This window comes from Pseudomonas sp. ASL7, assembly GCF_056680375.1.
This window is the reverse complement of the sequence record NZ_CM155279.1, coordinates 2790479-2814569: the sequence shown is the minus strand read 5'-3', so window position 1 is coordinate 2814569 and position 24091 is coordinate 2790479. Positions and strand designations below refer to the sequence as shown.

Below are 24091 nucleotides of genomic sequence, written 5' to 3'. Positions count from 1 at the left end.
GCAACCCCTCAAACCCGCTCAAAAATCGCCGCAATCCCCTGGCCACCGCCAATGCACATGGTCACCAGCGCGTAACGGCCGTTGATGCGGTGCAGTTCATGGATGGCTTTGGTAGCAATGATCGCCCCCGTCGCGCCCACCGGGTGGCCGAGGGAAATACCCGAACCGTTCGGGTTGACCTTGGCCGGGTCCAGATCCAGTTCCTGGCTGACCGCGCAGGCTTGAGCGGCAAAAGCGATGTTGGCTTCGATCACATCCAGGTCAGCCACCGTCAGGCCAGCGCGCTTCAGCGCCAGGCGCGTGGCGGGAATCGGACCCAGGCCCATCAGTTCCGGTTCGACACCGGCATGGGCATAGCTGACCAGGCGGGCGAGAGGCCGCAGGTTGTTGACCTGAACCGCGTTGCCGGTCGCCATGACCAGCGCAGCGGCGCCATCGTTCAGACCCGAAGCATTGCCGGCCGTGACCGAGCCGTCCTTCTTGAACGCCGGCTTCATCTGCGCCAGCTGTTCCAGAGAGGTGGCGCGAGGATGTTCATCGACGCAGAACAGCTTGGTTTCCTTGCGATCACGGATTTCGACGGCGGCGATTTGCTCGCTGAAGTAACCGTTGGCAATCGCGAACGCGGCGCGCTTCTGATCTTCGAGGGCAAGAGCGTCCTGCATTTCGCGGGTGATGCCGTTGCGCTCGGCAACGTTCTCGGCGGTGATGCCCATGTGGATGCCATGGAACGGGTCATGCAGGATGCCCAGCATGTAGTCGATCGCCTGGACGTTGCCCATGCGCGCACCCCAACGGGCCGAAGGCAGCAGGTACGGGCCGCGGCTCATGGACTCGGCACCGGCGCCGATGGCGATGTCGGCGTCGCCCAGCATCAAGGTCTGGGCTGCGCTGATAATGGCTTGCAGGCCAGAACCGCAGAGGCGATTGACGTTGTAGGCGGGTGTCTCTTTCGGGATGCCGGCGTTGATCGCGGCAACGCGGGAAATGTACGCGTCACGGGTGTCGGTCGGGATCACGTTGCCCATCACCAGGTGACCGATTTGCGCCGGGTCCACGCCGGAGCGTTGCAATGCAGCTTTGACGGCCGTGGTCGCCAGATCGGCCGGAGGAACGTCTTTGAGCGAACCACCGAAGGTGCCGATGGCGGTACGTGCGGCGCTGACTACAAAAACTTCTGGGGTGTTCATGACGGCTTTCCTTTGGATGGGTTCTTTTCTGTACTGCGATTAAGTATGGCGTTCAACGCTGTCTGTGCTTCAGGGCTGTTCAAACGGTCGATGAACAACAGGTTTTCCTGGCGGAGGGTGGCTTGCAGTTCTGCCATCAACGGTTGTTTGAGCAATTGCCGGGTCTGGCGCAGGGAATCCTGAGACATGGACAGCAGTCGCCGGGCCATGCTCTGCGCGGCCTCCAGACACTGCTGCCCGTCGTCGAACACTTCATTAGCCAACCCACACGCGACCGCGGCGGTACCGTCGAGGCTGTCGCCCCATAGCAGTAAACGCGCCGCACGGGCATGGCCGAGCAGGCGAGGCAACAACAGGCTGGCGCCGAATTCCGGGCACAGGCCCAGGTTCACGAACGGCATGCGCAGCTTGGCGTTTCGCGTGACCAGCACCTGATCGCAATGCAACAGCAACGTGGTGCCAATCCCGATGGCCGCCCCGCAAACGGCTGCGATCATCGGCTTTTTCAGGTGGGTGACGATACCCATCAGGCGAAACACCGGGCTGTCCAGATGGGTGGGCGGATGCTGGAGAAAGTCCGCCAGGTCATTGCCGCTGGTAAAGCATGTGGTGCCACCGGTGAAGATAATCGCGCCGATGTCGTCATCTTCGTCCGCCGCCAGCAACAGGTCGCCAAGCTGCGTGTACATGCTGTTATTCAGCGCATTGAGCTTGTCGGGGCGGTCAAACGTGAGCGTCAGCACGCCGTCGTTACGTTGTTGTTTGATGAGGTCGGTCATTGAGTGCCTCTGCGTATTTGTTGCGTAAGGCACTCTAAGCGCCTGACCTGCGCCGCTGCTATGACAAAACGAGTCAACCAAACTGCTGTTTTTTGCCATGTTGCGCCACACCGGTACAGGTAAACCGGCGCACACACCCATTCGGGGTATGGTGCCGTTTGCCGAATCGCTCGATAGTGGATTCATCCGGTCATCCAGAACGGAACCTGCTTGATAAGGTGAATTTGCTATGCGCAAGGCATTCAAGTTGATTTTCAGTGTGTTCCTTGTCCCTCTGTCAGTCAGCGTCCATGGCGCCGAAGTCAATGATGCCAATACGCTGCGGTTGTATAACTGGGCGGACTATATTGGCGAAAAAACCATTTCGGACTTCGAGAAGGCCAGCGGCATCAAAGTGATTTATGACACCTTTGATGCTTATGAAACGGTCCAGGCGAAATTGCTCACCGGCCATTCCGGTTATGACCTGGTCGTATTGAATGCCTCCCTTGCGCCACCGCTGATCCAGGCCAAGGTATTCCAGCCGCTGGATAAAAAGTTGCTGCCCGGCTGGAGCAACCTTGACCCGAAAGTCTTGCAGGACTTGCAGGGCTATGACGCCGGGACGAAGTACTCGGCGCCTTATACCTGGGGCAGTAACGGCATCACTTACAACGTCGACAAGATCAGGGAGCGCATGCCGGACGCGCCGATTGGTTCGCTGGCGATGATCTTCGATCCGAAAATCGTTTCGCGCTTCGCCGACTGCGGCGTCACCCTGCTCGATGCCCCCACGGAAGTGATTCCCCTGGCGCTGATGTACTTGGGGCGTGACCCAAGAAGTGCTGCGCCGGCCGATCTGAAAGCCGCGCAAGATTTGTTGTTATCCGTGCGGCCGTACATCAGGAAATTCGATTCGGTGAACTACCTGACCAGTCTGCCCAATGGCGATGTGTGCATGGCCATGACCTGGTCCGGCGACTATGCGACCGCTATGGCCCGCGCCGAAGAAGCCAAGCTGAAGATCAATCTGGCCTATTTCATTCCCAAGGAAGGTTCATTGATCTGGTTTGACAATATGTATATTCCGGCCGACGCACCGCACGTCACCAATGCCCATAAGTTTCTTGAGTACCTGATGCAGCCACAAGTGATGGCCGACGTCAGTGATTACATCAATTACGCCAACAGCAACGCGGCGGCCACGCCGTTGCTCAATGCCAGTGTGCGAAACAATCCGGCGATTTATCCCGATGACGAAATACGTCAACGGCTGTTTCCGCAAAAGACCCAGGACGCGAAAGACATGCGCGCCATCACGCGCGTCTGGAGCACGGTGAAGAGCGGGATCTGATCGTTCAACTATTCGGTTTGAGGTTTTTGTATGGCTACTCCAACTAAGCAAGTATTGTCCGCCGCTGATGAGTCCCGACTGGTCAAGGCCGATAAAGCCCACTACATGCACGGCTATCACATGTTCGACGAACATGCCGAGCAGGGCTCCCTGAACATTGTGGCCGGTGATGGCGCCTATATTTACGACGCTCAGGGCAACCGTTTTCTCGATGCAGTCGGCGGCATGTGGTGCACGAACATCGGTTTGGGCCGCGAAGAAATGGCCCTGGCGATTGCCGATCAGGTGCGGCAACTGGCCTATTCGAATCCGTTTTCCGACATGTCCAACAACGTCGCGATCCAGTTGTGCGAGAAGCTCGCCAGCCTGGCACCGGGGGATCTCGATCATGTGTTCCTCACCACCGGCGGTTCTACCGCCGTGGACACCGCGTACCGATTGATTCAGTACTATCAGAACTGCCGCGGCAAGCCGGAAAAGAAACATGTCATCGCCCGTTTTAACGCCTATCACGGCTCCACGATGCTGACGATGTCGATCGGCAACAAGGCCGCCGACCGTGTCCCGGAATTCGATTACGCCAACGACAAGATTCACCACGTCTCCAATCCCAATCCCTACCGCGCACCGGACGGCATGGACGAGGCACAGTTTCTGGAATTTCTGATCAACGAGTTCGAAGACAAGATTCTGTCCATTGGTGCGGACAAGGTCGCGGGCTTCTTTGCCGAGCCGATCATGGGGTCGGGCGGGGTGATTATTCCGCCCAAGGGTTACCTGAAACGCATGTGGGAAGTCTGCCAGCGCTACGACATTCTGTTTGTCGCCGATGAAGTGGTGACATCGTTCGGCCGTTTGGGCAAGTTCTTCGCGTCCTACGACGTGTTCGATGTGCAGCCCGATATCATCACGACGGCCAAAGGGCTGACCTCTGCTTATTTGCCGCTGGGCGCCTGCATCTTTTCCGACCGTATCTGGAAAGTCATCGCCGAACCGGGCAAGGGTCGCTGCTTTACCCACGGTTTCACTTACAGCGGTCATCCGGTGTGCTGCACGGCGGCACTGAAAAACATCGAGATCATCGAGCGGGAAAACCTGTTGGAACATGTCGACGTTGTCGGCGCTTATCTGGAAGAGCGATTGGCGACACTCAGCGATTTGCCGCTGGTGGGCGATGTGCGCTGCCAAAAGTTCATGGCCTGCGTGGAGTTCGTCGCCGACAAACACACCAAGGCGTTATTTGCCGATGAAATCAACATCGGTGAGATGATTCATTCCCGTGCGCAGTCCCGAGGGTTGCTGGTGCGGCCGATCATGCACCTCAATGTCATGTCGCCGCCGCTGATTCTCTCCTGCGCCCAGGTCGATGAAATCGTCGAGACCCTGCGGGTGTGCATTCTTGAAGTGGCGGCCGAGCTTCAGGCGAACGGTCAGTATTTCGGGCAATGAGTTCGCCAGACAGGCTTTTACCCGGTGCCGGCTCACCCGCTAGACTGCGCGGCATGAGCAAACCAAACGACGATACGCTGATCGCATTGCCCTTTGGGGCACTGCACAAATGGCATGGGGGAATGCGCGAGGCATTCGCCCATATCGACGAGCCTGACGCACTGCAATACCTGGCGTCAGCGTTGGCGCAACTGGTGTCCATCGAATCGATGATGATCAGCCTGGAGCGCAAGGACCGTGCGCCACAGTTGTTGCATCAGCGCGGTATCGCACAGGAGTATCAGGTCTCGATCCTTGAACGCTATTTTTCCGGGGGCTATTTGCTAGACCCGTTCTGTCTGGCGGTGGAGCAAGGGTTGGCGCAAGGGTTCTATCACCTGGAGGAAATTGCGCCGGACAACTTTTTCGACAGTGACTATTACAAGACTTACTACCTGAATGCGGGCTGTTCGGAAGACAGCTACTACATCGTCGATACGGGCAACGACACGAAGATTTCCGTCAGCCTCTTTCAGGGGTTCGGTGGTGAATGCCTGCGGGTCGAACAGCTCAACCTGCTGCGCGCCGTCGAACCGCTGGTGCGCGAATTTATCAGCGAGTTCAGTCAGCGTGGCATGCCGTGCAGTACCGAGATGCAGAGCAGTAACGATCAAGGCTTGCGCGATGATCTCAAGCACCGGGTGCAGTCGGCTTTCGAGCAATTTGGCTGCGACTTGTTGACCGAACGCGAGCGGGAAGTGGCGCACATGGTGCTCAGGGGGCACTCCGTGAAGTCCACGGCCAGCCAGTTGAGTATTTCGCCGGAAACGGTGCGCATGCACCGCAAGAATCTTTATCTGAAGCTGGATATCGGTTCACAGTCGGAGCTGTTTGCGCTGTTCATCGAATGGTTGCGCAAGCACTGAGCCAAGGGTTGACCACGACCCCTGTAGGAGCGAGCTTGCTCGCGATGGTGTGTCAGTCGACATCAATGTAGCTGACACACTATCGCGAGCAAGCTCGCTCCTACAGTTTTTTCAGTCTTCGCCTTTCGTTCACCCGCCGTTCTTGAGCAACTGGCTGAACGCCTCCAGTTCACTTTTCTCCAGATCGGAAACCAGCACAAATCGCATGTGGTTCGCTTGCCAGGACACCACGTTAAAGCCACGAATCGTCTGACTCTGTCGCGGTTTATCGGCCTCCGGCGTTGGCAAGATAAACACGTTGATAATGTGCTTGGCCCGCCCATAACTCAGGGCTGCCGTGGCCTGATGCTGCAGATAATCCAGGCGCCCACCCAACAGCGGAAAGCCTTGTGCCGAGTAATCGAATACCGGCGGCGAGAAGTCGAGTTTGCCGGTGAACCAAGGCTTCACGGTATGGCGGTCGGACGAAACCACATCGTTCAAATGCTCGCCCATCAATGAGCGGACGTGGCTGGAGACCGCCTCGTCCATCAACGGCTGCTCGCTGGCAGGCGTTGCCACATAAAGCACCACCGCCAAGCTCAGCGCCGCTGCTGAAAAAGCCGGTGCGAACCATTTTCGCCAACGCTCGGCAGTGCGTGCAGGGGGGGCGTCAAGGGCGAACACACTGGCAGTCAACGACGCCGGCGCCGCGTAATACGGCGCGTGGCGCTTCACGCTGAGCATCAGCAGTCTCGCCTGATCATGCCGCCGCGCGCACTCGGCGCACTCGGCCAAATGCCCGGCCACCGTCGCCGCCGTCGCAGGATCAAGTTCCTTGTCCAGATAGCCGCTCATCAGCGTCTGGCAAACCGTGCAGTCGAGTTCATTCATGATCGTACAACTTCAGTAGTTCGAGCTTGAGCATGGCGCGAGCTCGGGCCAGTCGCGACATGACGGTGCCGATGGGAATGTCGACCACCAGGGCGATGTCCTTGTAGGGCATGTCTTCGAGCTCTTTCAGGACAATCACCTCGCGAAACGCCGGCGGCAGGGCGCACAGGGCTTGCTGGATCAGCGCCGCATTTTCCATGTGAATGGCCAGCAGTTCCGGGGTCTGACTGTGGCTCAGCGCCGCGTCGTCTTCGCAAAGTTCATCGCCGATAGCAACCCAACGGTGTCCGGCCGAGGCCTTGAGCCAGGTGTAGCTTTCGTTACGCACGATGGTCAGAAACCAGGCCTTGGCGTTGCCGTCGGCAAAGCGGTGCGAAAATCTGAAGGCTCGCAGGGCGCTTTCCTGCACGACATCGCGCGCGGCGCTGTCGTTGCCAGTGAGCCAGCGCGCGAGGTTGTAGGCCGCGTCCAGGTGGGGCGCAAACAGTTCCTCAAATCGCTTCATAGTGGTTCCCGCACTGTCTCACCCCTATAACCGTGGTATGCCGCATTTTATTCCCGGTGAAAAGCCTTTTTCCAAAGCACGACGCCAATCCTTGTAGCAGCTGCCGAGGCACGAGGCTGCGTTGCGTGTCCGCAGGACCGCCCTCCGCCGGGGACCACCCTCCGGGGGCCGCTGCGCAGCCCAACGCAGCCTCGTGCCTCGGCAGCTGCTACAGGCGATTCAATGTCGATGTGGAATAAAACACCCTCCTGGCTGGTTGTATCTCGTGTCAGCTACATCACTGTAGTTCGCCAGCGAGGGCATAACGATGGACATTCATTCAACCAATCAACGACGCACCGACGGTCCGCTGAACCCTGACCGTCGAACGCTCCTGAAATGCTCGGCGTGGGCCGGGGCGGGAGTGATCTGGGCCCTGAGCGGCGGTATTCCCCGGGCCTTTGCACTGGATGAGTCGGGCAACGTCTCCGACCCCAAAGCGCTGGCCAGCACGTTCCACTTCGTGCAGATCAGCGACTCGCACATCGGCTTCAACAAAGAGGCCAACCCGGAACCGCTGAAGACCTTGCAGGTGGCCATCGACAAGGTCATCGCGCTGCCAAAACCACCGTCGCTGATCCTGCATACCGGCGATATCACCCACCTGTCCAAACCCGAGGAGTTCGACACCGCCGCACAGCTGCTCAAAGGCCTGCCATCCACCGTTCACTATGTGCCGGGCGAGCACGACACCCTCGACGAAGGCGGCGGCAAGCTCTACCTGGAACGTTACGGCAAGGGCACCAAAGGCAATGGCTGGTACAGCTTCAATGACCACGGCGTCCATTTCATTGCGCTGGTCAATGTCTTCAACTTCCAGGCGGGCCACGAGGCGACCCTTGGCGCCGACCAACTGGCATGGCTGGCCGATGACTTGCGCGCCGTGTCGAGCAGCACGCCAATCGTGGTGTATACCCATATTCCGTTGTGGACGATTTATCAGCCGTGGGGCTGGGGCACCGAAGATGGCGACCAGGCGATTGCCATGCTGCGCAAGTACGGTTCGGTGACGGTGTTGAACGGGCATATCCATCAGGTGATCCAGAAGGTCGAAGGCAATATCACCTTCCACACCGCTCGTGGCACCGCTTATCCACAACCTGCACCAGGTACGGCGCCAGCACCGGGGCCAATGACGGTGGCGGCGGATCAACTGCGCAATTATTTGGGGATCACCGAAGTGCGAGCGACGCAGGGTGATCATCCGCTGGCGCTGATCGATTCGACATTGGTCTAGGGGAGGGCGCTCGGATGAAAAAGCAACTGTTGGCCTTAGCCTGCCTGATGCTGTCGATGCCCGTGTGGGCTCAAGACGTGAAAATCGATATCAAGGAGTTCATGTTCGGACCCAAGGAGTTGACCGTGGCCGTGGGCACCACAGTGACCTGGGTGAACGACGACCAGATCCCGCACACGGTGGCGGAAACCCACAAGGTGTTTCGCTCGGGCGCGCTGGATACCGATGACAGCTTTTCCTGGGTGTTCAACACGCCGGGAGAGTATGAGTATTTTTGTGTGCTGCATCCGCAGATGATCGGGAAGATTGTGGTCACACAATAAATGCCCCCCCTGTAGGAGCGAGCTTGCTCGCGATGGTGTATCAGCAACATTGGCGTCGACTGACACACCATCGCGAGCAAGCTCGCTCCTACAGGGGGGGAAAGCCAATGAAAGCGACGAGGGCGTGCGGCCACCCCTTTGCCATTCATGAAGACGTCTTATTACACTGCCCCTTTTTACGGTAATCAAAGCAGATGGATATTGAACTGGCTAAAACATTTTTAGAGATAGTCAGGTGTGGCAGCCTTATAGCTGCAGCGGACAGATTACATGTGACACAAACCGCAATTACCGCTCGAGTTAAAAAGCTGGAACACAGTTTGAACAGCAAGTTGTTTGTTCGAAATAGAACGGGGGCAAAACTGACCGCGGACGGAGAAGCGTTTGTCGTCTATGCCAATCAGCTGGTGCAGACCTGGGAGGCTGCCGTTAGAGATCTACCACTGCCGGAAGGTTTTCATAAAATACTTCACATCGGCGGGGAGGTCAGCTTATGTAACCCTCTGATTCTGAATTGGGTCAGTGAAATACAAAAAAACATACCTTCGCATGCTATCAAGACGGAAATAAGGGACGGGGCGGCGTTACTGCATCAACTGGAACTGGGGCTGTTGGATGCCGTACTGGTTTATCAGCCAGTCTATTGGCCAGGGTTTCAAGTCGAGCAGATTCTTGAAGAGAAATTAGTGCTGGTGCGCCTGGTCAGCAAACCTGCACCGTATGTTTACATCGACTGGGGAGAGGCGTTTCGACAGGCCCACGACGCTGCACTCCCCGAGAATGCTCGAGCGGCGCTCTCATTTAATCTGGGACCGGTGGCGCTGCAATACATATTGGATAACGGCGGCGCAGGGTATTTTCGTACTCGGGTCGTGCAATCCTATATTGAAAGCGGGATTCTGGAGCGAGTCAGTTCGGCCCCGGAATTCAACTACCCGACTTACCTGGTGTATTCCCGTAATAGATCGTCTGCGGAATTGCAATTGGCGATCGAATTATTGAAAAAGGTTGTCGCGGATGACAGTGATTGGTCCCAGCGTTGGGATCCGGTGATTTGATGGCGGCACCGATCAAATGTGGGAGCAAGCCTGCTCGCGAAGGCTACTTCCAGGTCGATAACAGTGTCGCCTGACACACAGCTTTCGCCAGCAGGCTCGCTCCCACAAGGGTTCTTCGTGTTGCCCGCGAAGTGTTTAAACCTTCAACACCTTCCCGCCGATGGCCACGGCCACCAGCAGCAGCGCCATCAACCCGAAGGCAAAGCTCAAACTGCTGCCGTGGGCGATAAACCCGATCACCGCAGGCCCGGCAAGAATCCCCGCGTACCCCAAAGTAGTAATTGCCGGCACGGCAATGTGCTCGGGCATGACCGTCTGTTTGCCCACGGCCGTGTACAGCACCGGCACAATGTTCGAGCAACCCGCACCCAGGAAGGCATAGCCAATCAACGCGGCCTCCCAGCTCGGTGCGAATGTCGCCAGCGCCAGGCCCGCCGAGGCTGTCAGCCCGCCGAACACAATGACCCGCGTAGACCCCAGGCGTCGCACAATCTGGTCACCGGTCAACCGCCCGACTGTCATGGTCAGCGCAAATGCGGCATAACCCAGCCCTGCATACGCCGTGTCGATCCCGCGCTCCTGCACCAGGAACACCGCGCTCCAGTCGAGCGCCGCGCCTTCGGCCAGGAACACAATGCAACACATAGCGCCGATAAACAGCACGATCCCGTGAGGTATGGCAAATGCCGGACCGGAGCTGTCACTGCCATAAGGCAACAGGTGTGGCGCAGCCTTGAGCAGCGCCACCACCAGGCACACGACGACCACCACCATTGCCCCCAGCGGTGAAAAGCCGAAGCCGAGCAGGGCGCTGACCCCCGCTGCGCCGACGATTCCACCGAGGCTGAACAGTCCATGAAACCCCGACATCATGTGTTTGCCACTGGCCCGCTCGACGATCACCGCTTGCAGGTTCACCGTCGAATCCACCGTGCCGAGCCCGGCGCCAAACATGAACAAGGTGGCGATCAACGCCGGCACTGACGACACCGTCGCCAGCAGGGGCAGGGCCGCGCAGATCAACAACGTCCCGCCAGTTGTCACCCGTCGACAACCGAAACGCGTCGATAGAATCCCGGCCAGCGGCATGGCCAGGATCGAACCCACCCCCAGGCACAACAGCAGAAACCCGAGGGTCCCGTCATCCAGCCCGGCCCGGGCCTTGGCATAAGGCACCAGCGGCGCCCACGCGGCGATGCCCAGACCGGCGATGAAAAAGGCGATGCGCGTGGACATCTGTTCCAGACGCCCGGGAACGAAGGTGGTTGGAGTGTTGAGGTTGCTCATATCAATCCTTGGCAAAAAACGTAGCGTCCCCAACGGACAGTAACCGACCCGCGTGGGTTCATCAGTGCCCGTAAGGTTTTCGTGCTCCGGCAGGCTGACATCCTTGCACACCGATACCGTGTTTCGCGATATGTTGAGCCCGACCAATTATTGCAGAAGGGAGGCGCCATGGCGCGGATGTACGATGCACGAGGCAATATCTATATGGTTGTGGCGCCTGACGAATTGCGCCGCAACGGAATTGATCTACCGGAGCAGGCCAGTCACGCCGCTCAAACCCACGAGGCATGGGCGTCGGCAGCCATCGAGAATTGCTGTGGCTGGGCGCCCGGCTCACAACCCCCCGGCAGCAAGGACCATTGCAGTGATGGTTTGCTGGTCGGACCGTTCCAGTCGTCACCCCCTTTTGATCTGTTGATTGTGAACACCGACGGTACCCTGGCCGAGCGCAGCGGCAACGGGTTGACGATTTTTTCCCAAGCCCTCAGCGACCAGGGGCTTTTGCCGAAGAGCGGGGCGTGCCTGCTCAGGGTTCATCACGACAAGGTCGATGTGCTTTCACCGGGGGAGGCAACGGTGAGCCCGGCACAGGTCGAAGGTGTGCAGGGGTTCTGGCTGGACTTGGGCAAACCTTCGTTCGGGCCGCAAGCGGTCAGCGCTGACGGGGTTGAGAGCGTGGCGTTCAACGGCCGTGAGCTCAGTCATGTGCAACCGTTGTCGTCACTCAATGCCGCGTGGTCGCGAAGCCAGTTTGCGCGGGTTGGCAATCCACATTGCGTGACGCTGGTGGATGACGCCGGTGCCTTGCCGAGCAATGAACAGATGCGTCAACCGGGATTGTCCGAAGGGCTGACGCGTATCGCTTATGCCATGCCCACCGGGGCAGGGGAACCGTGTCCTGCCGGGATTAATTTGCAATGGGCGATGCTTGAGTCCGAGGGGCGAGTCGTGGCGCGTGTATTCGAGCGTGGTGAAGGGCCGACGGCATCCTCGGGCACCAGCGCCAGTGCGGTGGCTTGCGCGGCGTGGCGCGTGGGTTGGGTGGCGGCGGGTGAAGTGAAGGTCGTCATGCCCGGCGGGACTGCGCCGATTTTGCTGGAGGAATCGGACGGCGAATTAAGTCGGGTCAGTCTGTTTGGTACGGCTCGATTGATGGGGTGATAGTTAGATCGCCATCGCGAGCAGGCTCGCTCCCACAGGGGATTTGTGAACGACACAAGACCTCTGTGGGAGCGAGCCTGCTCGCGATGGCGTCAGTCCATCCAACCAAACCTTCAGCCCACATCGCCGAAAAGCTCTACCACCGGCATCTGCCGCTTCATCAATACCTTGCCATCGCGAACCGAATACAGCGGCAAGCCCTGGCTGCGGATCACCTCGTAATCACTTTCCGCCGACAGAATCAGCAAATTCGCCGGTCGCCCGCGTTCCAGTCCATATCGATCCCCCAGGGCCATGGCCTTGGCGCTGTTGTCAGTCACCAGGTCCAGCGCGCTTTGCAGGTTGCGGTAACCGAGCATGTGGCAAATGTGCAGACCCGCTTCGAGTACCCGCAGGATGTTGCCGTTACCCAGCGGATACCACGGGTCGACAATGGAGTCCTGGCCGAAACACACATTCATCCCCGCTTCGAGCAACTCGTTGACACGCGTTACGCCACGGCGTTTCGGGAAGTTGTCGAAGCGCCCCTGCAGGTGGATGCTTTCGGTGGGACAGGAGACAAAACTGATCCCCGACTGCCCGAGCAGGCGAAACAGTTTGGCGCAGTAGGCGTTGTCATAAGACCCCATCGCCGTGGTGTGGCTGGCCGTCACGCGCGAGCCCATGTCGCGGCTGCGCGCTTCTTCGGCCAACACTTCAAGGAAGCGTGAGTGCGGGTCATCGGTTTCATCGCAATGCACGTCCACCAGGCAACCGGTGCGCTCGGCCAGGTCCATCAGGAACTTGACCGAACTGACGCCCTGGTCGCGGGTGTTCTCGAAATGCGGAATGCCGCCGACCACATCCGCGCCCATGCGAATGGCTTCTTCCATCAGCTCTCGACCGTTGCGGTACGACTCGATGCCTTCTTGTGGGAACGCGACGATTTGCAGGTCGATCAGGTGACGGCTTTCCTCGCGTACTTCGAGCATTGCCTTGAGTGCGGTCAATGTCGGGTCGGTGACATCGACGTGGGTACGCACATGCTGGATGCCGTGGGCGGCGAGGGCCTGGATGGTTTTCTTGGAGCGGGTCTTGGTGTCTTCCAGGGTGATGGTCGCCTTGCGCTCGCCCCAGCACTCGATGCCTTCGAACAGCGTGCCGCTCATGTTCCAGCGTGGCTCGCCAGCGGTGAGGGTGGCATCGAGGTGGATGTGCGGTTCGACGAACGGCGGCACCACCAAATTGCCGCCAGCGTCCAGATCGTCGGGCCCCAGGGTGGGCGCTTCGGTCTGTCGGGCGATATTGCTGATCAGGCCGTTTTCCAGGTGCAACTCATGCAGGCCTTCCAGGTTGCGCAGGCGGGCATTGATGATGTGCATGAGGCGAGTCCTTTGAAAGAGTCGTGTCGTAATACCTTACGTTAGCGCGGCTGCGGCAATTCCCGCCAGCAGCATTGGTCAACACAGTTCAAATGTAGGAGTGAGCCTGCTCGCGATGGCGGCTTGACAGTCACCTTGATGTTGAATGTACCGCCGTCATCGCGAGCAGGCTCGCTCCCACAAGGAATGTTGGTTACTTCAGGGGGATTTGAATTGCGCTAAAAATCGCAGCAGCGCCGCGACGATGGCTTCGGGCGCATCTTCCTGGACCAGATGCCCGGCATTCGGAATCGGAACCAAAAAAGCACAGGCATAAAAAAACCACCGGTCTCGGTGGCTTTTTTGATCGGTCGGCTTATTCGCCGTGATAGATACAGCCGCTGGTGCAGGTTTCGTGGATACGGATCGCACTGAGTTCCGGCAGCAGAGGCTTCAATTCATTCCAGATGAATTTGGCCAGCACTTCACTGGTCGGATTTTCCAGGCCGGGAATGTCGTTCAGGTAGTTGTGGTCCAGACGCTCGTAAAGCGGTTTGAAAATCGCCTTGATTTCAGAGAAGTCGCGGATCCAGCCCGTGTGCGGATCGAGGTCGCCACTGAGGTGGATCGCCACTTTGAACGAGTGACCGTGCAGGCGGCCGCACTTGTGGCCGTCCGGTACGTGGGGCAAGCGGTGGGCGGATTCGAAGGTGAACTCTTTGAAAATTTCCACAGTAGTTTCAGCTCTGTCAGGTGGCAATCGCCGCAGCGATGGGGGCAGACGGCGAGTTTAACAGTTTGCGTTTGGGCTTGCGGGAAAAGACTGACTAGAGGGTCAGCATACGCTCGGCAAGGCGACCGTTGGCGGCCAGTTCCAGGAACTCGTCACCCAGGCGACGGCTTTCATCCATCGCCGCGCGCCAGTATGTCTGTCGGCTCGGGGCATCGCCCATGAAGCGCTTGAAGTCGTTGCGGTCCGGCAGCTTGCCGAAGGGCAGGCGCGACAGGTATTCCTTCGACGGTGCCAGCAGCAGCACGTCCTGCAAGCGTGCCGGGCAGGCTCGGCGCCACGGCAGAGTTTTGTCGAACCAGCCGGGAATGATCCGGTCGGTGAAGTGCGGATAGAGCACGATGTCGTTGCCGCTGTAGGGCAGATCGAGGTGATAGTCCAGCAGGCCGCCATCGCGGAACGTTCCCGCGCCAGCGCCCGGCAAATCACGCACGCCTTGCATCACCATCGGGATCGAGCCCGAGGCGAGCAAGGCCTGGCGCAGGTTGCCGGCATTCAGCGCGACGAAGCGCGAGGGGAAGTCGTTCAGTTCATTGACCGGCGGGGCCCGGCGCGGGTCGTGGATGATCAGTCGTTCGAAGTGTCGCGACAACCGTGCCCGGCCGCGCAGGTTGTCGGCGATCACCGATGACAACCCCAGCCCCAGCCGGCCGCGATGATCGTCCGCCAGCAGGCCGTGGCTTTTGACCACCATGATGTTCAGGCGGTAGTGAGCGTTGTCGAGGATCGAGGCGTCGCGGCCGTCGAGCAAATCATCGAGCATGCGCTGCGAACTCTGGCTGACCTGCGCCATGGTCACCCCTTTGGCGAAGTTCTGCTCGGTGTACAGGTGGCCGAGACGGCGAATGCCCTCGGCGGCCTCTGGCAGGCAGGCGCTGGCGAAGCGCCAGGAGCCCACCGATGCGCCAATCAGCGAGCGCTCCCGAGGCGCCGCCGGTAGCCATTCACCGAACAGCGCCAGGTCCAGGCCTTGAATCCCCAGGGCCTTGGGGCCACCCGCGGCCCCCGGCAGCGTGCCCACATCGGCGGCGCTCAAACCGCGTTCACGGATGCGCGCGAATGCACGCGGGCCGGCTTTGAGGGTCAATGATGGAAACTTGATGTGGATAGCGGTCATACCGGTCTCGAAGTCTGGCGAGCGGGCGGATTATAAACGTGTGTGGACTAATGCCGTTGTAGGAGCGAGCTTGCTCGCGATAGTCGTAAACGATAACGCTTGTTTACTGGCTAAACGCAGCGTTCTTGAGTCCATCGCGAGCAAGCTCGCTCCTACAGAGGAGCACAAGTGCCTTTCAGAAGACCCCGGCCAGGATTATAGTTTTGACAGGTTCACGCGGTCTTCAACGGCGAGCTTTGGGTTTGGCCGACGTCGCCATGGTGGCCCCGCTGCAATTGATATAGGCAGACGATTTCAACCAACGCTGATCCGGGTAGTAGGAAAACAACAACTGCCCATTCTTCATCGAGTCAATCAGTCGATGGGCAATGGCCGGCCTTACAGCGGGGCAGCCGAGGCTTCTGCCAATCCGGCCATTCACCCGTGCCAGGACCGGACTGACATAAGGCGCACCATGTATGACGATCGCCCGGTCAAAGGCATTGTCGTTGAAACCCGGTTCAAGACCTTCCATTCGCAAGGAATAGCCGTTCTGGCCGACATAGCTCGACTGGGTGCGATACAAACCGAGGCTGGTGGCGAAGCTTTCGTTTTGATTGGAGAAGTTGACGGCCATGTTTTCGCCGCTGTTACGACCGTGGGCCACCAGTTCGTGGAACAGCAACTTGCGCTTCTTCAGGTCGAAAACCCACAACCGCGGCTCGGTTGACGGCAGGGAATAATCGATCACTGCCAGTCGTTGGGCAGGGAGTGCACCCAAGGCCTGGGTGCATTGTGTAGCGCGTACGGCCAGGGCAATCACTTTGGCATCGGCGTCGGGGGCTGTTTTGGCGAGCGCGGTGGCAAGCGAATCGGCGTAGGCTGCCGGTACTGACGTTATCGTCAGCAGCAGGGCCGTGCATAGAAAGCCAAAGCGTTCTCGCGACATATAGATGTCTCATCATGATAGTTTCGAGTCTAGCAGTACGTTTGCCAGGCGTTGAATGCGGAGATTAAGGATTATCCATGGTGCAATTAACAAGGTTATTCGTGATAAGCCGCATGGTTTTTATGGGCTTTCTGATCAGTGGTGCAGCGGTTGCGGAAACTTCGCCGATCGAGCCGACATTTGCGCCGAGTAGCGTGATCAGCGCGGCACCAGACGACAACGTCGCTCAAGCGATTGAGACCACGCTCGCGCCACTTCGCACCGCTTTTCCCCCGCTGCTCACGTCACCGCGGCATAAGCGGGTGGATGTCAGCCGCGTGGTCATGGATTTTTATAGTCATCGTGGCTATCGCGCGGCCTGGACAAATGACCTTGATGTCAGCCAGTTGTTGATCAGTCTGAACGCGACACAGGCCGACGGTTTGAACCCCGCGGACTTCCATGGTGACGAGCTGGCAAAATCTCGACCATCAATGCAGGCCACGGCGCCAACGCCCGAGCAACGGGCAGCGTTTGATATCGCGGCGACCCACACCTTTGTCACCGCTCTGCTGCAGTTGCGGCGGGGTAAGGTCGATCCTTCGCGGCTGGATAACCACTGGAATTTCGATCCGTCGGAGGCTGATCCCCGTGACGACTTCAATCACTTCTTCGCCGCCCTCGACGCCCATGATGTCGCCCGCGCTTTTGCTCAGGCACCGCCACAACAGGCGGTCTACCTCGGTTTGCGTCAGGGCCTGGCGCAATTGCGCAAGATTCGGGCCTCGGGTGGCTGGCCGAAGGTTGGGGAAGACCATTCACTCAAGCCGGGTATGGACGAACCTGCTGTCGCGCAGTTGCGGGCGCGGTTGGTGGCAGGTGGTTTTCTGGACCCGCGATTGGCGCGCGGGACGAACTACGACGCTGCCGTCACGGCGGCAGTGAAAAAGTATCAAGCCGAGCAATACCTTGGGGCGGACGGTATGGCGGGGGCCACGACGCTGGCGGCGCTGAATGTGCCCGTAGATGCGCGCATCGATCAGGTGCGGGTGAACATGGAGCGGGCGCGTTGGCTGCTTTATAAACTTCAGGGTACGTTCGTCATCGTGGATATCGCCGGGTACAAGGTTGCGATGTATCGCGATGGCAAACCGATCTGGCGTTCTCGGGTGCAGGTCGGCAAACCGGTTCGCAATACACCGATATTTCAGTCGGAGATTACGTACATCACGTTTAACCCGACGTGGACCGTGCCCCCAACGATTCTAAAAGAGGATGTGCTGCCCAAGATCCAGAAAAATCCGGGTTACCTTGAAGCTAACCGACTTCGGGCGATTGGCAAGGATGGCGCTGTGGTTGATCCATCGACCATCGACTGGAGTAATCCGCGTGGTATCACCCTGCGCCAGGACGCCGGGATCGATAGCTCGTTGGGTCAGGTGGCTATCCGGTTTCCCAACCAGTATTCGATTTACCTCCACGACACGCCGCATCGCGAATTGTTCGCCAAGTCGGTACGCGCAACCAGTTCAGGCTGCATTCGGGTAGAAAATCCGCTGCAGTTGGTTGAGCTGTTGTTCAATGACCCGGTTCGTTGGAACAGCGCCGGAATTCAAAAACAGCTAGCCAATGGAAAGACAGAAAATATCAGGCTCCCGGTCAAGGTGCCGGTGCTGCTGGCGTACTGGACGGTCGACCTCAGCAGTGATGGTCGAGTGACATTCAAACCCGATGTCTATGGGTACGATTCCGAGGTGCTGCGGGGATTGAATCTTCCTGCGCAACCGCCCGTTCCGGATTGGCGGCGAGGGCAAACTTCTGCCGTGGCCACGGGGAAAAACACGTTATAGCCAGTATTGTCTCAGCCTTAATTATTTCGATTCATTGTTGTGGTGTGAGAGCGATCATGGCTATGCCAAAGTACCTGCCAGGGACTTCGCCCGATAATCCATCCCAGGGAGTGGGAAGATGAAGAAATTTTATGCCGTGGCCGTGCTGATCTTGATCACGCTCGCCAGCATTGACTTGAGCACCGCTCGGGATTCAAGAAACGCCAGGCCCGAATCCGTGGCAGGCGTGTTCGATTACTACCTGTTGACGCTGTCCTGGTCGCCGACGTACTGCCTGACCCACGAAGGGGACGCCCAATGCTCCGGCAAAGGTTATGGCTTCGTGCTCCACGGTCTCTGGCCGCAATACATCAAGGGTGGCTGGCCGCAATCGTGCCCGCCCAGGGTGAATTTGTCTGCTGCGGAGCGAGCGAAGGGGCTGACGTTGTTTCCGACCCGCAAGCTGCTTGAGCACGAATGGGCCAAACACGGCACTTGCAGCGGACTGGATGCCATGGGCTATCTGGAGGCCGCCGATACGGCCGTCGGCGCGGTCAGGATTCCGCAACAACTGCAGCCCTTCAGCGATTCGTATTACTTCGAAGCCAGGGACATCGTGCAGATGTTCCGCCAAAGTAACCCCGGGCTTCCTGCGGATGGCATTGCGGTGATTTGCAATGGGCCGACACTGTCGGAAGTTCGGGTATGCATGAGTAAGGACCTGGCGTTTGCAGCGTGTGGGAAGGGGGTGAAGAACCAGTGTCGGGAGGGGGATATTCGGGTTCCGCCTTCGCGATAGCGCCTGATACAAAAACGGCAGGGTCAACGCGCACCTGAAACTCATTCTTGATGGTGGGCTAACGGACATTTGCCCCACATCACCCTCGTAGACTAAGCTCACAAAAAATAAGGGTTTTTGGGCTTTTGCCCATGCCTTGCCCTTTCAGGACGAGCTTTTGCCTATCCCCCATTACGATCCGCACCATGCCCCCGTCGGCACGTTGAAACGGCTACCCCTGCTCAAGGCGTCGGTACTGTTTATCGTGACGGTATGCCTGTGCCTCTGTGGTTTGTTGTACCTGCAGCTGGAACAGTCGCGCCGCCAGGACCTGGAGGCGGCGCAAGTGGCGTCCTCAAACCTGACCCGGGCCATGGCGCAGCAGGCCGAAGACACGTTCATGAAAGCCGATCTGGTGCTGACCGGTCTGGCGGAGTGGATTCAAGCCGATGGCTATGCCGCCGCCCAAAAGCCGCGATTGCAAAAAGCCTTCGCACGGCGGGTTCTGGCGCTGGAGCAGTTGCACGGGATTTTTCTGTTCGACAAGCAGGGGCAGTGGGTCGTGACCTCGTTTGACGAACCGCCTCGCGGCCCAGGCGTCGCGGACCGCGAGTACTTCAAGTTTCACCAACAGAACGTGACGTCAGTGGCACATATCGGGCCGGCGATCCGTAGCCGCGAGAGTGGTGAGTGGATCATTCCGCTGTCCAAACGGTTGAACGACAAGAACGGCAACTTCCAGGGCGTCTTGATGGCCGGGATCAAAATGTCGTACTTCGATGAGTTCTTCAAAAGCTTCAATATCGACGATAACGGTACGATGTTTGTCGCAATGACCGACGGAACGCTGTTGGCGCGCCGTCCGTTTGTGGAATCGCTGATTGGCGCGTCGGCGGCGAAGAGCGAAATCTTTCAGACACTCTTGCCCCGCGCGCCCTCTGGCAGCGCAATGTTCAGCTCGGTGGTGGATGGTGTCGTCCGAATGTATGGTTACCGCCAGCTGAGTGCCTACCCGCTGGTAGTGGCCGCGGCAGCTTCCAAGGACGCCATTCTCAAGGAGTGGTACGCCACGGCGTTTCAATCCGTCGTCATCGTTGCGTTGGTGATCCTCGGCGTAGGGTTGTTTGGCTGGGTGTTCATTCATCAAGTGCGCGATGGTGAGCGGATCGAAGCCGATTTGCGTAAGGCCCAGGAAGCGCTGGAACTGATTGCAACCCACGACAGCCTCACCGGTCTGGCCAATCGTCGACTGTTCGAGCGGGCCCTGGATATCGAGTTTGGCCGCGGCGCCCGACAATCGAGCCCACTGAGCCTGATCATGCTCGACATCGATTTCTTCAAACGCTACAACGACACCTATGGCCATGTGGCCGGGGACCACTGCCTGGCCGAAGTGGCGCGGGCGCTGAAAAGTTGCTGTCATCGCAAGGCTGATCTTGCCGTGCGTTATGGCGGTGAAGAGTTCGCGGTGTTGCTGCCTGACACCGACATCCATGGCGCACTGGCGATTGCCGAACAGATCCGTCGCAGCGTCATCGACAAAAACATCACTCACAGCGGTTCGCCCACGGGCTACTTGACCGTCAGCCTCGGTTGTTATTCGTTTGTGCCGACAACAGGGCATGACAGCATTGAAGCGTTCATACAGCGTGCCGACGCGGCGTTGTATCGAGCCAAGCATTCGGGGCGAAACCGTTCGGCGGTGCTGTCGCTGGAGGGCGGCGTCGAGGCGCTGGCGCGATCGGATCGCTGAGGTGCTCAGGTGTTGTTTCACCCACGTAACACCCCGGCCAGCCGGCTGTCCGGCTGTCAGAACAGCTTGAAATGATCGTCTAGAGTTCCGTTAGCCCTGCCGAGTCCGGCAGATCTTCCCTCAGCACGGACGATCGCCAGAATGTTGATTACTCAAGCATTGACAGCCGTTGCTCTAACCGTCGCAGTCTCCGCCATTTTTCCACTGGCCAGTCACGCTCAATCAAAAGTAGTCCCTCAAGTAGCTCAAGGCCCAATGAACATGTTTGTGAATGTGCCGGTGGATCTACCGATGGATTTCAAGGGTGGGGTGCATTCGAACGTCGACACGCTGTATTCCATCGCCTGGCTGGACCTGACCCAGGAACCGCTGGTCATTGCCGCCCCGGATACGGTCGGGCGCTTCTATTTGCTGCCGGTGCTCGACATGTGGAGCAACATGTTTGCCTCGCCGGGCTGGCGTACAACCGGCAAGCGGACAGGGCCGTTTCTGGTGACGCCACCGGGTTGGACCGGGACGGTGCCTGCCGGATTGAAACAATTGCCGGCGCCTGCGTCCTTCGTCTGGATCATCGGCAAGACCCGGTCCAACGGGGCTTCGGATTACGCGTCAGTGCACAAGATTCAGGCCGGCTACACAGTCACGCCATTGTCGCAGATGGGTAAACAAGCTGAGCCTCTGAGCGTGAAAGTCGACCCGGTAGTTGCGATGAAGACGTTGCCGAAGATCCAGGTCGACAGTCTGTCGGCGGCCAATTGATTCGCCTGCACTGCTGAGCTCCTCCGGGTCAGTGACACCTGTTAGAAAGCGGTCGACAACGTCACATCATCGGCCGCTTTTACGCGTTCAGCTGCCCGTTCCGCCTCCCGCACCGCCGGTTCCGCCGCCTGCCGCTCCGGTGCCGCCGCCAGCGCCAGAACCGCTGGCACCCGCATTGCCGTCCATGCCACCGCCCGCCGCGCCCGAGCTGCTATCGGCGCCGTTGGAATTTTGCCCGCCTGAGGGGGGGCTCGCGTTGTTATTGGGCGCCATGGTCGGACTATTGGCGGAGTCCGGCTTGGCGTCGGTCGCATTGAAATCGTTCGACGCTGCAAAAGTGCTCACGGACGTGGCAGTCAGTAATCCGACCAGTAACAGCGGGGTGATTTTGATGTTCATCATGGTCCGTCTCCAAAGATGAGTCGTTACATGACGTTGGTGCAAAAGGCAGGGCGGTTGGTGCCGGTTGAACGACGAGTGGTGGGCGTTTGCTTTCAGTCTGCTTAACTGGCAAGCGTTGGACGCCTATACATGAGGCCGCTGAGGCAACCACCGAATCGTCTAAGTGTCACACGCTAGAGACCTCGCCATCAGGAGCGTTGGCCCATGAAAAATTTGCGAATCGCCACCTTCAACGTTAACGGCATGCGTGCCCGGCTGCCTAACTTGCTGGCGTGGCTGGAGAGGGAAAAACCGGACATCGCCTGTTTGCAGGAACTCAAGTCGATCGACAGTGCCTTTCCCGCTGCGCAGCTTGAGGCGGCCGGCTACGGCGCGATCTGGCAAGGTCAGCCATCGTGGAACGGCGTGGCGATTCTGGCGCGGGATACGCAGCCGCTGGAAACTCGTCGAGGTCTGCCGGGCGATGACAATGACACTCATAGCCGATATCTGGAGGCGGCCGTGCACGGGATTCTGGTGGGCTGCCTGTACCTGCCCAATGGCAATCCGCAGCCGGGGCCGAAGTTCGACTACAAGCTGGCGTGGTTCGAACGGTTGATCAGCTACGCGCAGACGCTTCAGGGCAGCGAGCATCCGGTCGTGCTGGCCGGTGACTATAACGTGGTTCCCACTGACCTGGACATCTACAACCCGCGCTCCTGGCTCAAGGATGCACTATTGCAGCCAGAGAGCCGAGAGTGTTACCAGCGGCTACTCGACCAGGGCTGGACCGATTCCTTGCGTCATCTGTATCCGAAGGATCGTCTCTATACTTTCTGGGACTATTTCCGACAGCACTGGCAGAAAAACTCGGGGTTGCGCATCGATCATCTGTTGCTCAACCCGGCATTGAGCCCTTATCTGCAGGAGGCCGGCGTCGATGCCTGGGTTCGAAACGAACCGCATTCCAGCGACCACGCACCGACATGGGTCCGGCTAGGCTCGCGCAAGCGTCGCTGATGTTTACGAGTGTGGCGATTGGCTAAATCAATTGTCGGTCGAACGGCTTTTTCCTTTATACATGGCGCCCATCGGCGGAGTTATCCGCGGCCCCCTGCAAAAGGACCGAGCAATGAGCGAGCCACGCCTGACGAATCTGAGTCTGTATTTACAACGCCTGGGTTTCAACGCGCCCCCCGCACCGACTCTGGAGACCCTGCGGCAACTTCAATTGCGCCACACAAGTGTCTTCCCGTTCGAAAACCTCACCACCTTGTCGGGCGAACCTGTACTCATCGATTTGCCGTCCATCGAGCAAAAAGTCCTGCACGAGGGGCGCGGTGGGTACTGCTACGAACTCAATAACCTGTTTCTGGCCTTGCTTCAGGCGCTGGGTTTCGACGCTCGAGGCATCAGCGGCCGTGTGGTGATGGGCCAGCCTGAAGGCGCATGGACTGCGCGTACTCACCGCTTGAGCCTGGTGATTCTGCGCGGTGTGCGCTACATCACTGACGTCGGCTTCGGCGGCATGGTCCCCACCGCGCCGCTGCTGCTTGATACTCCGGCCGAACAGCTCACCCCGCACGACCCCTATCGCATCGAGCAGCATGCGGATGGCTATACCCTTCGCGCGAACGTCGCCGGCGAATGGCGGCCGATGTACCTCTTCGATTTGCAACGCCAGGAAGACATCGATTACGCCGTCGGCAACTGGTACGTCTCAACTCATCCAGAATCACCCTTCGTTAAACAATTGATGGTGGCCCGTACGGGGGAGGGCTGGCGGCGCACGCTGAACAACGGCAGTTTCGCCATTCATCGGCAGGGCAGTGAGAGCGAGCGACGGCAAGTAGCAGATGTTGATGAATTGGTCGGGGTGCTTGAGAGCGAGTTCGGGATTCGGGTGCCCGAGCACCTGAAACTGCAGCAAGTGCTTGGGCGGTTGCTGGAGTCTTGAGTGACTCAAGGCTCCAGGACGCGATGAATTTCGTTGAGGACCTCTGACAATTTTTTCTCCAGGCTCTTCAGCTCGGAGGCGGTTATCCCTTCTTTGAAATGACCGGCATTCGCAACAGCGGTGTAGGGGCTGGACGCCTTGCTTTTATCTCCATCGCCGAGCAAGGCGTGACGCAAGGTGTTGTTGATCACTGTCTGGTAACCAAACCCCTCGTTTTCCGCTACGGCGCGAGCGGCTTCCAGGACGACATCATCGAGCATGATGGTGATTCGGGTCTTTCCTTTGCTGGAAGCAACCGCTCCTCGCTTGGCATTGCTGAAGTCGTATTCGTCTTTCATTGA

General features: G+C 58.8%; 23 protein-coding genes and 2 pseudogenes. 13 read left to right on the top strand and 12 right to left on the bottom strand.

The window, feature by feature from the left end; all coding sequences use genetic code 11:
- Positions 1-8 precede the first annotated feature (8 nt).
- Together AC1MDT_RS12965 and AC1MDT_RS12960 are read right to left on the bottom strand one after the other, a co-directional pair.
- Positions 9-1190 carry an acetyl-CoA C-acyltransferase family protein gene (locus AC1MDT_RS12965; RefSeq protein WP_480422366.1) on the bottom strand — a complete coding sequence of 394 codons (1182 nt, stop codon included), beginning with the start codon at positions 1188-1190 and terminating at the stop codon, positions 9-11.
- The gene (locus AC1MDT_RS12960) at positions 1187-1969 is read right to left on the bottom strand and encodes an enoyl-CoA hydratase (protein WP_480422365.1); all 783 of its coding nucleotides are present in this window, start codon (positions 1967-1969) and stop codon (positions 1187-1189) included. Before AC1MDT_RS12960 ends, AC1MDT_RS12965 begins: the two co-directional genes overlap by 4 nt.
- Before the next feature lie 229 nt (positions 1970-2198).
- On the opposite strand from AC1MDT_RS12960, the gene AC1MDT_RS12955 reads away from it, so the two are divergent.
- Genes AC1MDT_RS12955 through AC1MDT_RS12945 form a run of 3 tightly spaced genes read left to right on the top strand, consistent with a single transcriptional unit; the run spans position 2199 to position 5656 of the window.
- Positions 2199-3302, top strand: a complete 1104-nt coding sequence (locus AC1MDT_RS12955) for a polyamine ABC transporter substrate-binding protein (protein ID WP_480422364.1) — start codon at positions 2199-2201, stop codon at positions 3300-3302.
- 30 nt (positions 3303-3332) lie between these two features.
- Positions 3333-4751 (top strand): aminotransferase, encoded by a 1419-nt coding sequence (locus AC1MDT_RS12950; RefSeq protein ID WP_480422363.1) that lies wholly within the window; start codon positions 3333-3335, stop codon positions 4749-4751.
- Positions 4748-5656: a helix-turn-helix domain-containing protein gene (locus tag AC1MDT_RS12945; RefSeq protein ID WP_480422362.1), complete on the top strand. Its 909-nt coding sequence runs from the start codon at positions 4748-4750 to the stop codon at positions 5654-5656. The genes AC1MDT_RS12950 and AC1MDT_RS12945 overlap by 4 nt, the downstream gene beginning before the upstream one ends.
- Positions 5657-5785: 129 nt before the next feature.
- Here the strand turns inward: AC1MDT_RS12945 and AC1MDT_RS12940 are convergent, their stop codons facing one another.
- Together AC1MDT_RS12940 and AC1MDT_RS12935 are read right to left on the bottom strand one after the other, a co-directional pair.
- On the bottom strand, positions 5786-6529 hold the full coding sequence (locus AC1MDT_RS12940) for an anti-sigma factor family protein (protein ID WP_480422361.1): 744 nt from the start codon (positions 6527-6529) through the stop codon (positions 5786-5788).
- Positions 6522-7034 (bottom strand): sigma-70 family RNA polymerase sigma factor, encoded by a 513-nt coding sequence (locus tag AC1MDT_RS12935; protein ID WP_480422360.1) that lies wholly within the window; start codon positions 7032-7034, stop codon positions 6522-6524. Before AC1MDT_RS12935 ends, AC1MDT_RS12940 begins: the two co-directional genes overlap by 8 nt.
- Before the next feature lie 307 nt (positions 7035-7341).
- Here AC1MDT_RS12935 and AC1MDT_RS12930 point away from each other — a divergent pair, with 307 nt between their 5' ends.
- The 3 genes from AC1MDT_RS12930 to AC1MDT_RS12920 all read left to right on the top strand — a co-directional run bounded on the left by AC1MDT_RS12930 (position 7342) and on the right by AC1MDT_RS12920 (position 9691).
- Positions 7342-8310, top strand: coding sequence for a metallophosphoesterase family protein (locus AC1MDT_RS12930; protein WP_480422359.1), 969 nt, complete (start codon positions 7342-7344; stop codon positions 8308-8310).
- Positions 8311-8324: 14 nt separating this feature from the next.
- Positions 8325-8633, top strand: a complete 309-nt coding sequence (locus AC1MDT_RS12925; protein WP_480422358.1) for a cupredoxin domain-containing protein — start codon at positions 8325-8327, stop codon at positions 8631-8633.
- A 194-nt stretch (positions 8634-8827) separates the two neighbouring features.
- Complete coding sequence (locus AC1MDT_RS12920; protein WP_480422357.1) at positions 8828-9691, top strand: LysR family transcriptional regulator; 864 nt, start codon at positions 8828-8830, stop codon at positions 9689-9691.
- A 135-nt stretch (positions 9692-9826) separates the two neighbouring features.
- Here the strand turns inward: AC1MDT_RS12920 and AC1MDT_RS12915 are convergent, their stop codons facing one another.
- Entirely contained in the window at positions 9827-10978 is a 1152-nt protein-coding gene (locus AC1MDT_RS12915; RefSeq protein WP_480422356.1) for an MFS transporter, read from the bottom strand.
- 168 nt (positions 10979-11146) lie between these two features.
- Here AC1MDT_RS12915 and AC1MDT_RS12910 point away from each other — a divergent pair, with 168 nt between their 5' ends.
- Positions 11147-12139 carry a diaminopimelate epimerase gene (locus AC1MDT_RS12910; RefSeq protein WP_480422355.1) on the top strand — a complete coding sequence of 331 codons (993 nt, stop codon included), beginning with the start codon at positions 11147-11149 and terminating at the stop codon, positions 12137-12139.
- A gap of 113 nt (positions 12140-12252) precedes the next feature.
- Here AC1MDT_RS12910 and codA read toward each other — a convergent pair whose 3' ends face one another.
- The 5 genes and pseudogenes from codA to AC1MDT_RS12885 form a co-directional block, all read right to left on the bottom strand.
- Positions 12253-13500 (bottom strand): cytosine deaminase, encoded by a 1248-nt coding sequence (gene codA / locus AC1MDT_RS12905; RefSeq protein ID WP_480422354.1) that lies wholly within the window; start codon positions 13498-13500, stop codon positions 12253-12255.
- A 198-nt stretch (positions 13501-13698) separates the two neighbouring features.
- Positions 13699-13794, bottom strand: a pseudogene (locus AC1MDT_RS12900) (alpha/beta fold hydrolase); the annotation flags it as partial.
- A gap of 61 nt (positions 13795-13855) precedes the next feature.
- Positions 13856-14212 carry a 6-carboxytetrahydropterin synthase QueD gene (gene queD / locus AC1MDT_RS12895; RefSeq protein ID WP_223433642.1) on the bottom strand — a complete coding sequence of 119 codons (357 nt, stop codon included), beginning with the start codon at positions 14210-14212 and terminating at the stop codon, positions 13856-13858.
- A gap of 94 nt (positions 14213-14306) precedes the next feature.
- Positions 14307-15386, bottom strand: coding sequence for a patatin-like phospholipase family protein (locus AC1MDT_RS12890; protein WP_480422353.1), 1080 nt, complete (start codon positions 15384-15386; stop codon positions 14307-14309).
- A 223-nt stretch (positions 15387-15609) separates the two neighbouring features.
- Positions 15610-16314 (bottom strand): murein L,D-transpeptidase catalytic domain family protein, encoded by a 705-nt coding sequence (locus AC1MDT_RS12885; RefSeq protein WP_480422352.1) that lies wholly within the window; start codon positions 16312-16314, stop codon positions 15610-15612.
- Positions 16315-16391: 77 nt separating this feature from the next.
- On the opposite strand from AC1MDT_RS12885, the gene AC1MDT_RS12880 reads away from it, so the two are divergent.
- The 4 genes and pseudogenes from AC1MDT_RS12880 to AC1MDT_RS12865 all read left to right on the top strand — a co-directional run.
- Positions 16392-18143 (top strand): L,D-transpeptidase family protein, encoded by a 1752-nt coding sequence (locus tag AC1MDT_RS12880; RefSeq protein ID WP_480422351.1) that lies wholly within the window; start codon positions 16392-16394, stop codon positions 18141-18143.
- A gap of 118 nt (positions 18144-18261) precedes the next feature.
- Positions 18262-18921 carry a ribonuclease T2 gene (locus AC1MDT_RS12875; RefSeq protein ID WP_480422350.1) on the top strand — a complete coding sequence of 220 codons (660 nt, stop codon included), beginning with the start codon at positions 18262-18264 and terminating at the stop codon, positions 18919-18921.
- 157 nt (positions 18922-19078) lie between these two features.
- Positions 19079-20653: a sensor domain-containing diguanylate cyclase gene (locus AC1MDT_RS12870; RefSeq protein WP_480422349.1), complete on the top strand. Its 1575-nt coding sequence runs from the start codon at positions 19079-19081 to the stop codon at positions 20651-20653.
- Between the two features lie 141 nt (positions 20654-20794).
- Positions 20795-21409, top strand: a pseudogene (locus AC1MDT_RS12865) (DUF1254 domain-containing protein); the annotation flags it as partial.
- Positions 21410-21499: 90 nt separating this feature from the next.
- On the opposite strand, the gene AC1MDT_RS12860 reads toward AC1MDT_RS12865, so the two are convergent.
- Positions 21500-21814 carry a hypothetical protein gene (locus AC1MDT_RS12860; protein WP_480422348.1) on the bottom strand — a complete coding sequence of 105 codons (315 nt, stop codon included), beginning with the start codon at positions 21812-21814 and terminating at the stop codon, positions 21500-21502.
- 204 nt (positions 21815-22018) lie between these two features.
- Here AC1MDT_RS12860 and AC1MDT_RS12855 point away from each other — a divergent pair, with 204 nt between their 5' ends.
- Together AC1MDT_RS12855 and AC1MDT_RS12850 are read left to right on the top strand one after the other, a co-directional pair.
- Positions 22019-22813 carry an exodeoxyribonuclease III gene (locus AC1MDT_RS12855; protein WP_480422347.1) on the top strand — a complete coding sequence of 265 codons (795 nt, stop codon included), beginning with the start codon at positions 22019-22021 and terminating at the stop codon, positions 22811-22813.
- Between the two features lie 112 nt (positions 22814-22925).
- On the top strand, positions 22926-23750 hold the full coding sequence (locus AC1MDT_RS12850; protein WP_480422346.1) for an arylamine N-acetyltransferase family protein: 825 nt from the start codon (positions 22926-22928) through the stop codon (positions 23748-23750).
- Positions 23751-23755: 5 nt separating this feature from the next.
- Here the strand turns inward: AC1MDT_RS12850 and AC1MDT_RS12845 are convergent, their stop codons facing one another.
- A complete protein-coding gene (locus AC1MDT_RS12845) occupies positions 23756-24088 on the bottom strand; it encodes a BrnA antitoxin family protein (RefSeq protein ID WP_480422345.1) in 333 nt (110 codons plus the stop codon).
- Between the last annotated feature and the right edge of the window lie 3 nt (positions 24089-24091).

Excerpts from the sequence above, each read along its gene's own strand:
- AC1MDT_RS12945 (WP_480422362.1), top strand. The coding sequence starts at position 4,748 with ATGAGTTCGCCAGACAGGCTTTTACCCGGTGCCGGCTCACCCGCTAGA.
- AC1MDT_RS12855 (WP_480422347.1), top strand. The coding sequence starts at position 22,019 with ATGAAAAATTTGCGAATCGCCACCTTCAACGTTAACGGCATGCGTGCC.
- AC1MDT_RS12860 (WP_480422348.1), bottom strand. The coding sequence starts at position 21,814 with ATGATGAACATCAAAATCACCCCGCTGTTACTGGTCGGATTACTGACT.
- AC1MDT_RS12845 (WP_480422345.1), bottom strand. The coding sequence starts at position 24,088 with ATGAAAGACGAATACGACTTCAGCAATGCCAAGCGAGGAGCGGTTGCT.
- AC1MDT_RS12875 (WP_480422350.1), top strand. The coding sequence starts at position 18,262 with ATGAAGAAATTTTATGCCGTGGCCGTGCTGATCTTGATCACGCTCGCC.
- AC1MDT_RS12930 (WP_480422359.1), top strand. The coding sequence starts at position 7,342 with ATGGACATTCATTCAACCAATCAACGACGCACCGACGGTCCGCTGAAC.
- AC1MDT_RS12920 (WP_480422357.1), top strand. The coding sequence starts at position 8,828 with ATGGATATTGAACTGGCTAAAACATTTTTAGAGATAGTCAGGTGTGGC.
- AC1MDT_RS12880 (WP_480422351.1), top strand. The coding sequence starts at position 16,392 with ATGGTGCAATTAACAAGGTTATTCGTGATAAGCCGCATGGTTTTTATG.
- AC1MDT_RS12960 (WP_480422365.1), bottom strand. The coding sequence starts at position 1,969 with ATGACCGACCTCATCAAACAACAACGTAACGACGGCGTGCTGACGCTC.
- AC1MDT_RS12925 (WP_480422358.1), top strand. The coding sequence starts at position 8,325 with ATGAAAAAGCAACTGTTGGCCTTAGCCTGCCTGATGCTGTCGATGCCC.
- AC1MDT_RS12885 (WP_480422352.1), bottom strand. The coding sequence starts at position 16,314 with ATGTCGCGAGAACGCTTTGGCTTTCTATGCACGGCCCTGCTGCTGACG.
- AC1MDT_RS12890 (WP_480422353.1), bottom strand. The coding sequence starts at position 15,386 with ATGACCGCTATCCACATCAAGTTTCCATCATTGACCCTCAAAGCCGGC.
- AC1MDT_RS12950 (WP_480422363.1), top strand. The coding sequence starts at position 3,333 with ATGGCTACTCCAACTAAGCAAGTATTGTCCGCCGCTGATGAGTCCCGA.
- AC1MDT_RS12965 (WP_480422366.1), bottom strand. The coding sequence starts at position 1,190 with ATGAACACCCCAGAAGTTTTTGTAGTCAGCGCCGCACGTACCGCCATC.
- AC1MDT_RS12940 (WP_480422361.1), bottom strand. The coding sequence starts at position 6,529 with ATGAATGAACTCGACTGCACGGTTTGCCAGACGCTGATGAGCGGCTAT.
- AC1MDT_RS12910 (WP_480422355.1), top strand. The coding sequence starts at position 11,147 with ATGGCGCGGATGTACGATGCACGAGGCAATATCTATATGGTTGTGGCG.
- AC1MDT_RS12955 (WP_480422364.1), top strand. The coding sequence starts at position 2,199 with ATGCGCAAGGCATTCAAGTTGATTTTCAGTGTGTTCCTTGTCCCTCTG.
- AC1MDT_RS12850 (WP_480422346.1), top strand. The coding sequence starts at position 22,926 with ATGAGCGAGCCACGCCTGACGAATCTGAGTCTGTATTTACAACGCCTG.
- codA (WP_480422354.1), bottom strand. The coding sequence starts at position 13,500 with ATGCACATCATCAATGCCCGCCTGCGCAACCTGGAAGGCCTGCATGAG.
- AC1MDT_RS12915 (WP_480422356.1), bottom strand. The coding sequence starts at position 10,978 with ATGAGCAACCTCAACACTCCAACCACCTTCGTTCCCGGGCGTCTGGAA.
- AC1MDT_RS12935 (WP_480422360.1), bottom strand. The coding sequence starts at position 7,034 with ATGAAGCGATTTGAGGAACTGTTTGCGCCCCACCTGGACGCGGCCTAC.